General features: G+C 62.9%; 7 protein-coding genes. 6 read left to right on the top strand and 1 reads right to left on the bottom strand.

The features are described 5' to 3' along the window. The coding region (locus tag AC1DWI_RS05400; RefSeq protein WP_477724495.1) for an aminotransferase class I/II-fold pyridoxal phosphate-dependent enzyme at positions 1-857 on the bottom strand (857 nt) is incomplete at its 3' end. A 403-nt stretch (positions 858-1,260) separates the two neighbouring features. Between AC1DWI_RS05400 and smc the strand changes: the two genes are divergently transcribed. The 6 genes from smc to def all read left to right on the top strand — a co-directional run bounded on the left by smc (position 1,261) and on the right by def (position 9,649). Beyond that, on the top strand, positions 1,261-4,797 hold the full coding sequence (gene smc / locus AC1DWI_RS05395; RefSeq protein ID WP_477669505.1) for a chromosome segregation protein SMC: 3,537 nt from the start codon (positions 1,261-1,263) through the stop codon (positions 4,795-4,797). Between the two features lie 7 nt (positions 4,798-4,804). Continuing rightward, positions 4,805-5,878, top strand: a complete 1,074-nt coding sequence (locus AC1DWI_RS05390; RefSeq protein WP_477669506.1) for a cell division protein ZipA C-terminal FtsZ-binding domain-containing protein — start codon at positions 4,805-4,807, stop codon at positions 5,876-5,878. A gap of 36 nt (positions 5,879-5,914) precedes the next feature. Continuing rightward, positions 5,915-8,020, top strand: a complete 2,106-nt coding sequence (gene ligA, locus AC1DWI_RS05385) for an NAD-dependent DNA ligase LigA (RefSeq protein ID WP_477724494.1) — start codon at positions 5,915-5,917, stop codon at positions 8,018-8,020. Positions 8,021-8,048: 28 nt separating this feature from the next. Next, complete coding sequence (locus AC1DWI_RS05380) at positions 8,049-8,765, top strand: MgtC/SapB family protein (RefSeq protein ID WP_477669508.1); 717 nt, start codon at positions 8,049-8,051, stop codon at positions 8,763-8,765. Between the two features lie 107 nt (positions 8,766-8,872). Further along, positions 8,873-9,070, top strand: a complete 198-nt coding sequence (locus tag AC1DWI_RS05375; RefSeq protein WP_477669509.1) for a hypothetical protein — start codon at positions 8,873-8,875, stop codon at positions 9,068-9,070. Between the two features lie 39 nt (positions 9,071-9,109). Next, positions 9,110-9,649 (top strand): peptide deformylase, encoded by a 540-nt coding sequence (gene def / locus AC1DWI_RS05370; RefSeq protein ID WP_457280842.1) that lies wholly within the window; start codon positions 9,110-9,112, stop codon positions 9,647-9,649. The last annotated feature ends 238 nt before the right edge of the window (positions 9,650-9,887 follow it).

Genomic DNA, 9,887 nt, shown 5'->3' with positions numbered 1-9,887 from the left:
GCAATGCTGGCCGCCTGCACGATGGGGCTCATGGCGCTGCCGTGGTAGGTGCGGTAGAGCAAAAACGGCTTGATCAGCGCCGCATCTCCAGCCACAAAGCCGCTGCGCAGGCCGGGCACATTGCTGCGCTTGGAAAGGCTGGTGAGGGAAATCAGATTCTTGAAGTCATGCCGGCCCAGCTCTGCGGCTGCTTGCAGGCCGCCCAGAGGCGCCTCATCACGGAAGTAAATTTCGCTGTAGCACTCGTCCGAAGCAATCACAAAGCCGTAGCGGTCGCTCAGTTCAAACAGCAGCTTCCATTCGGCCAGCGACATCACCGAGCCTGTGGGGTTGCCGGGCGAGCAGACAAACACCAGCTGGGTTTTGGCCCAGACGTCCGCCGGCACTGCCGCCCAGTCGATGCCGAAGTTGCGCGCCGGGTCGCTGGGGGCGAACCAGGTCTGTGCGCCCGCCAGCAGGGCTGCGCCTTCATAAATTTGATAGAACGGATTCGGGCAGACCACGGTGGCGCCCGGTTTGCTGGCGTCCAGCACGGTTTGCGCCAGTGAAAACAGCGCCTCGCGCGAGCCGTTGACCGGCAGGATTTGCGTGGCCGGGTCCAGTTTCAGGTTGTAGCGGCGGGCCAGCCAGTCGGTCATGGCCTGGCGCAGCTTCGGCTCCCCCAGCGTGCCGGGGTAACTGGCCAGGCCGTCCAGGCTGGCTGTCAGCGCATCCTTGATGAGCTGGGGCGTGGCATGGCGGGGTTCGCCTATRCCAAGGCTGATGGGTTTGTAAGCCGGGTTGGGGGTGACATCGGCGTGCAACTGGCGCAGCCGTTCAAACGGGTAGGGCTGGAGGCGTGAAAGCAGGGGATTCATGCCTTGATTATCCAGCCTCGCCTTGCTCACCCGCCGCCGGTCTGGGTTGCGGTTTGTCATGCCCTGGTCTGATCGCTATTAAATTAATAGCTGCTCGCGCTTGTCCTTGTTGGGCTTCAGGCTGATTTCATCCAAATTTCCCTGGTAGCCAGCCATTTTCAGGCAGCGCAGGGCCGGGCGTCACCCTGACAGACCGCCGCCGTGCGAAGCAAAGTGTTTCACGCCGGGCCCGTCAAGGGCCTTTTTCCCGGCAAAATCTGCGTCCCGCTCGGGTAACATGGCGGACCGTGCGCTACTGAAAGTGGTACACGGCGTGTGTCAGCGTTTTTCCGTAAAACGCCATAAAAATCAACGAGTTAGGGTTGTAATTCCCTACCTCAGGCTCAAAAAAACAGGGACAGCCGTGCGTCTCAATTCGATCAAGCTATCTGGTTTCAAATCATTCGCAGAGCCCACCAATTTCGTACTGCCGGGCCAACTGGTCGGTGTGGTGGGCCCCAACGGTTGCGGCAAGTCCAACATCATGGACGCGGTGCGCTGGGTGCTGGGCGAAAGCAAGGCCTCCGAGCTGCGYGGCGAGTCCATGCAGGACGTCATCTTCAACGGCACCACCACACGCAAGCCCGCCAGCCGCTCCAGCGTGGAACTGGTCTTTGACAACGCCGACCACCGCGCCGGCGGCCAGTGGGGCCAGTTTGTCGAGATCGCCGTCAAGCGCGTGCTGACGCGCGACGGCACCTCCAGCTACTACATCAACAACCAGCCGGTGCGCCGCCGCGACGTGCAGGATGTATTCCTGGGCACCGGCCTGGGTCCGCGCGCCTACGCCATCATCGGCCAGGGCACCATCAGCCGCATCATCGAGTCCAAACCCGAAGAGCTGCGCCTCTTCCTCGAAGAGGCCGCCGGTGTTTCCAAATACAAGGAGCGCCGCCGCGAGACCGCCAACCGCCTGTCCGACACGCGCGAAAACCTGACACGTGTCGAAGACATCCTGCGTGAGCTGAACGCCAATCTTGACCGGCTTGAAAAGCAGGCCGAGGTGGCCATGCGTTACAACACGCTGCATGCCGACGCGAGCCTGAAGCAGCACCAACTGTGGTTCCTCAAACGCGCCGAAAGCGAAGCCGACCAGTCCAAGGTCAAGGCTGACGCCGAAAAAGCCGTGAACGACCTGGAAAGCCGCGTGGCCGACCTGCGCCACATCGAGGCCGACCTCGAAACCATTCGCCAGGCGCACTACTCGGCCGGCGACCAGGTCAACCAGGCCCAGGGCAAGCTCTATGAGGCCAGCGCCGAAGTCGGGCGCCTGGAGGCCGAGATCCGCTTTGTGGTCGACGGCCGTCAGCGTGTCGAGCAGCGCCTGGCCCAGCTCAAGGAACAAACCGCCCAGTGGGCCACACGCAAGGAAGACGCCGCCGTCGAGACGGAAAACCTCGCCGCGCAGGCCATTGAAGCCGAAGAAAAAGCCGAGCTCCTGGCTGCGCAGACCGAAGAGCACCAGACCCAACTGCCCGCCCTGGAAGACGCCCTGCGCCAAGCCCAGGCCAAAGCCAACGAGCAGCGTACCAGCGTCGGCCAGGTGCAGCAGCAAATCCAGGTGCTGGCCGCCGACCAGCGCAACATCGAAGAGCAGTCGCGCAGCCTGGGATTGCGGCTGGAAAAGCTCACGGCAGACCGCAACGCACTCAACGCGCCCGACGAAGCCCGTCTGGCCAACCTGACCACGCAGTTCACCGCCGCACAGGAAGCCCAGGCTGAAGCCGAAGCCCGCCTGCACGAGTTGACCGACAGCGTGCCGCAGCTCGACGAAGAGCGCCGCACGCTGCAGCACACCGTCAACAGCGAATCCGCCAAGCGGGCCGACCTGTCGGCGCGCATGGAAGCGCTCAAGGCCCTGCAGGAAAAGGTCAAAACCGACGGCAAGCTCAAGCCCTGGCTGGCCAAGCACGGCCTCGATGGCCTGCAAGGCCTGTGGAGCCGCATCCACATCGAACAAGGTTGGGAAAACGCGCTTGAAGCCGCGCTGCGCGAGCGCCTGGGCGCACTCGAAGTCAGTCGGCTCGACATGGTGCGCGGCTTTGCCGGTACCGACGGGCGCGATACGCCGCCCGCCAAGCTCTCGTTTTACTCACCGCCCAGCGCCGCCGCACCCGCCCGCACCAATGCGGCCATCACACTCAAACCGCTGACCGAATTGCTGCGCCTGAACGACGCTGGCCAGTCTGCGTTACTGGGTGACTGGTTGCAGGGTTGCTACACGGCGCAAAGCCTGGACGACGCCCTGGCCGCACGCGACAAGCTGCAGGCCGGCGAAGTGATTTATGTGCAAAGCGGCCATGCCGTGACGCACCACAGCGTGAGTTTTTACGCCCAGGATTCCGAACAGGCCGGCCTGCTTGCCCGCGCCCAGGAAATCGAAAACCTCGACAAGCAGCTCAAGGCCCAGGCCCTGATCAGCGAAGAGGCCCGTTCCGCGCTGATTCGCGCCGAAGCCGCTTACGCCGACGCCGCCCAGCGCCTTGCCACGGCACGCCGCGAAACCGCCGAAGGCCAGAGCCGCACCCATGAGCTGCAGGTCGAAGTGCTGCGCCTGACGCAACTGGCCGAGCAGACCCGGGCCCGCAGCGAGCAGATTCAGGCCGACATGGCCGAAATCGAAGCGCAGCTTGGCGAATTGCAGGAGCGCAAGGTCACGGCTGAAGGCCGTTTTGAAGAGCTTGATATGCAACTGGCCGACAGCCAGGAACGCCACGCGCAGCTGGATGACCGCGTGATCGAAACCGAGCGCAAGCTGGGCGAATCACGTGAGCAGCAGCGCACGCTGGAACGCCAGGCGCAGGAAGCCACGTTTGCGTTGCGCAGCTTGGCCTCCCGCCGCGAAGAGCTAACCCGTTCCATCGACATTGCCGCCCAGCAAGCCAGCTCCATTGCAAGTGAAGAAGCGCAAGCCCGTGAAGAGCTCACGCGCCTGACAGACGCCGCAGCGCAGGCCGGCCTGCAAAGCGCGCTGAGCGTGAAGCTCGAGCGTGAGGCCGATCTGGGCGCCAAGCGCAGCCAGTACGACGACCTGACCAACAAGCTGCGCGCCAGCGACGAGCGGCGCCTGCAACTGGAGCGCGAGCTGGATCCGCTGCGCCAGCGCATCACCGAGTTCCAGCTGAAAGAGCAGGCAGCGCGCCTGGGCTTTGAGCAATACGCGCAGTTGCTGGCCGACGCGCAGGCCGACCTGGCTGCGGTGGAGCAATCCATCCAGTCCGGCAACGTGCGACTGACCGGCCTGCAAGGCGAAATCGACCGTATCAACCGCGAAATCCAGTCGCTGGGCGCCGTCAACCTGGCCGCGCTCGACGAGCTGAGCACCGCGCGCGAACGCAAGCAGTTCCTAGACGCGCAGTCCGCCGACCTGAATGAAGCCATGACCACGCTGGAAGATGCGATCAAGAAGATCGACATCGAAACGCGCGACCTGCTCTCAAGCACCTTCGACACGGTCAACGGCCATTTCGGCCGGATGTTCCCCGAACTCTTCGGCGGCGGCAATGCCAAGCTCATGATGACGGGCGAGGAAATCCTCGACGCCGGCGTGCAGGTGATCGCCCAGCCGCCTGGCAAGAAGAACCAGACCATTCACCTGCTTTCAGGTGGCGAAAAGGCGCTCACGGCCATCGCCCTGGTGTTTGCGATCTTCCAGCTTAACCCCGCACCTTTCTGTTTGCTGGATGAGGTTGACGCGCCGCTGGACGACGCCAACACCGAGCGCTATGCCAAGCTGGTGCGTTCCATGAGCAAGGAAACGCAGTTCCTCTTCATCAGCCACAACAAGATCGCCATGGAAATGGCCGAGCAGTTGATTGGCGTGACCATGCAGGAGCAGGGCGTGTCGCGCATCGTAGCGGTGGACATGGAAGCCGCCATCGGTTTCGCAGAAGCAGCCTGACCCCAAAATGAGCACTTTGCAGATCAGTCTGGCGGTGGTGGGCGGGCTGGTGCTGGCCGGCGTGGTGGCACACAGCGCCTGGTCGTCGCGCAGGAACCTGCCCAAGCAGGCCACACCGGAAGCCCCCGCTCCCGAGCAAGAGCTTGCACCCGCACAAAGTGGCGAAGGTGCCGCAGCTGAACGGCAGGAACCCAGCTTTGACGTGGATTCTGGCCTGGCATCGCTGGCCTCGCTCGCCACGATGAATGCATCCGAAAGAAAACCAGGCCTTGACGTGCTGATTGATGCCGTTGCGCCCGTGGTGATCGAGGGCATGGTGTCGGGCGAAGCCGCGCTTGCCGCCATGCCCAGCACGCGCCGGGCCGGCAGCAAGCCTTTCGGCGTGGAAGGCCTGAGCGCCATTACCGGCGAATGGGAATTTCCCACAGCAGGGCATCGTTACAGCGCCTTTCAGTGCGGCGTGCAGCTGGCCAACCGTACCGGTGCGCTCAACCAGATTGAATACTCTGAATTCGTGATGAAGGCGCAGGCGTTTGCCGATGCGGTGGGCGGCGAGCCGGAGTTTCCGGAAATGCTGGACGAGGTGGCGCGAGCCCGCGAACTCGACCAGTTTGCCAGCGGCCATGACGCACAGCTGAGCTTTACCCTGCGCGCCGTCAACACGGCCTGGAGTCCGGGTTATGTCCACCAAAGTGCGGCCCGGCTGGGTTTCGTTCCAGGTTCCATTCCCGGGCGCATGGTGTTGCCGGCAAGCCAGCAGGGGCAGGCTCCCATCCTGGGGCTGGCTTTTGATACTCAGGCTGCAATGGCCGAAGACCCGGAGCAGACCGCGCTGCGTGAACTGACGCTGTCGCTCGACGTTCCACAGGTTTCCCGCTCTGAGCAGCCTTTTGCACGCATGTGCGAAGCCGCGCTCTCCCTGGCCGCCAATATGGACGGCGTGATCATCGACGACAACGGCAACCTGATCCGACCTGAGGCGATGGAGGTCATCCATGCAGACCTGGAGCAGCTGTATGACACGCTCGACAGCCGCGATTTGTCGGCGGGCTCGGTGTTGGGGCGCCGGCTTTTTTCCTGAATTTCCCGGGCTTTTCGCCCGTTTCCGACTTTCTTCATGGCCATCAAAGACCTGTTTGCGCAGCCCGAACCCTCGCCGCAGCCGGCCTCCGCCGCGGAGCGCGTCGCTGCGTTGCGCGCAGAGCTGCATCTGCACGCGCACCGCTACTACGTGCTCGATGAGCCCACGATTCCCGATGCCGAGTACGACAAGCTGTTCAAAGAGTTGCAGGCGCTTGAGGCGGCTCATCCGGAACTGCTGACACCCGATTCACCGACCCAGCGCGTGGGCGGCAAGCCGCTGGACCAATTCGCCAGTGTGCGCCACAAGGTGCCCATGCTCAGCATTCGCACTGAAACCGACACGGAAGCCACAGGCGCCCAGAATTTCGATACCCGCGTGCGCAAGGAGTTGGGTCTGGCGGAATCCGATCCGCCTGTCGAATATGTCGCGGAACTCAAGTTCGATGGCCTGGCGATGAGCCTGCGTTATAAAAACGGTATCCTGGTGCAGGCCGCCACGCGCGGTGACGGTGAAGTCGGCGAGGACGTAACGCAGAACATCCGGACCATCAACCAGATTCCGCTTCGATTGCCTGCCGACGCTCCGCCGGTCATGGAAGTGCGTGGCGAGGTTTATATGCGCCGCGCTGACTTCGAAGCGCTCAACGAGAAGCAGCGCGAGAAGATCGCGCAAGGCGCCAAGGGCGAAAAAACCTTCGTCAATCCGCGCAACGCCGCGGCTGGCGGCGTGCGCCAGCTGGATCCAGCGTTGGCCGCGCGGCGGCGCTTGAGTTTTTTTGCTTACGGTTTGGGGGATATCTCTCCGCCGGAAGAGGGCGGTCCGGCGTTCGAAACCCATTTTCAGCTCCTGCTAACACTCAAATCATGGGGTTTTCCGGTCGCAGCCCAGACGCAACTTGCGCAAGGCGCTCCTGAATTAATAGCATTCCACCAGACCATGGGCAAGCAGCGCGACAGCCTGCCTTACGACATTGACGGTGTGGTCTACAAGGTCAACAGCCTGGCGCTGCAGAAAAAAATGGGCTTTGTCACGCGCGAGCCGCGCTGGGCCGTGGCCCACAAATACCCGGCGCAGGAGCAGCTCACCACCGTGCTGGCCATTGAAGTGCAGGTGGGACGCACCGGCAAGCTGACGCCGGTTGCCAAGCTGGCACCGGTGTTTGTGGGCGGTGTCACCGTGACCAACGCCACGCTGCACAACGAAGACGAAGCACGCCGCAAGGACGTGCGGGTGGGAGACACCGTGATCGTGCGCCGCGCGGGTGACGTGATCCCCGAGGTCGTCAGCGTGCTGCTCGACAAACGGGTCCAGGATGCGCCGCAATTCACGATGCCACGCAAATGCCCCGTCTGCGGCTCCGACGCCGTGCGAGAAGAAGATGAAGCCGATTACCGGTGCRCTGGCGGACTTTTCTGCGGTGCCCAGCGCAAGGAAGCCATCCTGCATTACGCACACCGGCGCGCCGTCGAAGTCGAAGGCCTGGGTGACAAGCTGGTCGAGCAACTGGTGGATGCGAATGTGATCCGCACCTTGCCCGATCTCTACAAACTGGGCCTGACGGCGCTCGCCAGCCTGGACCGCATGGCGGAGAAGTCTGCCAACAACTTGCTGGAAGCGCTTGAAAAGTCCAAGCAGACAACTTTGCCTCGCTTCCTGTTCGGCCTGGGCATACGCCACGTCGGCGAGGCGACGGCCAAGGAGCTGGCGCGCCATTTCGGCAAGCTGGACGCCATCATGGATGCCACCGAAGAGCAACTGCTGGAAGTCAGCGATGTGGGGCCGATCGTGGCGCAGAGTATTCGCACCTTCTTTGAGCAGGCGCACAACCGCGAAGTGGTCGAGCAACTGCGCGCCTGTGGCGTGACCTGGGAGGAGGGTGAACCAGCTGCCAGGGCGCCGCAGCCGTTGTCGGGCAAGACTTTTGTCATCACCGGCACATTGCCCACCTTGAGCCGCGACGGGGCCAAAGACAAGGTGGAGGCTGCCGGCGGCAAGGTGGCTGGCTCGGTCAGCAAGAAGACCGACTATGTAGTGGCCGGCGAGGAGGCTGGCAGCAAGCTGGTCAAGGCCCAAACACTGGGTGTTCCGGTCATCGACGAAGCGGCCTTGCTGGCCTTGCTGGCTGGCCCACCCGGATAGTTTCAGGCTCACGGGAGGCAACACACCCATGCAGGCATTCGAAAACCTCAACTCTGCGGACCTCCTGGACTCGCTCCTGAGCCTGTCATCCGCGTTCGTCTTTGGCGCCTTGATCGGTTTTGAGCGCCAGTACCGGCAGCGCACCGCAGGACTTCGCACCAACGTACTGGTGGCTGTAGGCTCTGCGATTTTTGTCGACATGGCGAATCGGCTTACCGGCTCGTCGGGTGCGGTGCATGTGGTGGCTTATGTGGTCTCGGGCATTGGCTTTCTGGGTGCCGGCGTGATCATGCGCGAGGAAGGCAATGTGCGCGGGCTCAACACGGCCGCTACCTTGTGGTGCTCGGGTGCTGTGGACGCCTGCGCGGGGGCTGATCTGGTAGTGCAGGCAGGCATTGCCACGCTGTTCGTGCTGGCGGCCAATACCTTGCTGCGGCCCATCGTCAACCAGATCAACCGCTTGCCACTGGACGTGCAGTCGGCCGAGGTAACCAACTCGGTCTATGTGGTCACGAACGGGGGGCATCAAAAAGAGGTGCTGGGTGCCCTGGAGAAATCGCTGGAGGAGCTGCACTATCCGACCAACGACCTCAAAGTGTCCGCTTTCGGCGAGGAAGGCGTGAAGATCCAGGCGACGCTGGTCGCCATTGCGGTGGATGGCCCCGCGATGGACCGCCTTGTCAGTCAGCTCGGTGATTTGCCTGCGGTCAGCCAGGCCTACTGGAGCGCCAGCACCACGGAATAGTGCGTCAAGGAAGCGCCTTACATGGCGTTACCGGGGTTTGCACGCCGGACGTCACGCCAGGCGACTACGCCGGACGTTGAAAAGACCTGTACACACAGGAGTTTTTCATGAATTACAAACGTTTATCTGTCCTGGCAGGGGCTGCCGGCCTGGCTGTTTTGCTGTCTGGCTGCGTGGTGGCGCCGATTGCCCCGCGTCCGGTGGCTGTTTACCCGGCCCGCCCTGTCTACGTAGAGCCAGCCCCCGTGGTGGTGGTTCCCGCGCCCGGCTATTACCGGGGTTGGGGCTACCGGCATTGGCGCTAAAACTTCCCCGATGAGGCCCTGCGACACGATAATTGGCGCATGACCATTCGCGAAATCCTCAAAATGGGCGACCCGCGGCTGCTGCGCGTGGCTCAGCCCGTGACCGCCTTCGACACCGACGAGCTGCACCTGCTCATTGCTGACATGTTCGATACCATGCGCGCTGTCAACGGTGCCGGCCTGGCAGCCCCACAGATTGGGGTCGACCTGCAGCTGGTAATTTTCGGGACTGACACGGTCAACCCACGCTATCCCGATGCACCGGTAGTGCCCCGCACCGTCTTGCTGAACCCTTTGATTACGCCCCTGGGGCCTGAAGAAGAGGGCGGCTGGGAAGGCTGCCTTTCCGTACCCGGTCTGCGCGGCCTGGTCCCGCGCCTTTCGCGAATTCGTTACAGCGGCTTTGACCAGTACGGTGATGCGATTGAGCGTTCGGTGGACGGTTTTCACGCGCGGGTGGTGCAGCATGAGTGCGATCACCTGATTGGCAAGCTTTATCCCATGCGCATCCGCGACTTCAGCCAGTTTGGCTTTACCGAGGTGCTTTTCCCCGGACTGGACGCGTCRGACGACGACTGACCGAGGACGCCTCGAGGGGTACACTGAAGCTGATCGAGGGCTATTTCGCCCCGCCAGAGCGTGTTGTACGCAAGGAAAGCTTCCGGATGTCGCACGCTCCCGTTTCGGGAGCAGTTCCCATCACCGGAGCTGCYTCGCCACCTCCTTACCAGCTGAAATTTGAAACCGTGAGCGGTAGTGGCGACGACCTGCAGCTGCGCTCGTTGCTGGACCGCCAGCAATTCCATGATCCCTTGGG

The sequence above is a fragment of the Polaromonas sp. P3_C2 genome (assembly GCF_056402675.1).
Note: the sequence above shows the minus strand (reverse complement) of the source record. Positions and strands in the feature narration are given on the sequence as shown.

Coding starts and splice junctions, on each gene's coding strand:
- AC1DWI_RS05390 (WP_477669506.1), top strand. CDS start 4,805: ATGAGCACTTTGCAGATCAGTCTGGCGGTGGTGGGCGGGCTGGTGCTG.
- AC1DWI_RS05380 (WP_477669508.1), top strand. CDS start 8,049: ATGCAGGCATTCGAAAACCTCAACTCTGCGGACCTCCTGGACTCGCTC.
- AC1DWI_RS05375 (WP_477669509.1), top strand. CDS start 8,873: ATGAATTACAAACGTTTATCTGTCCTGGCAGGGGCTGCCGGCCTGGCT.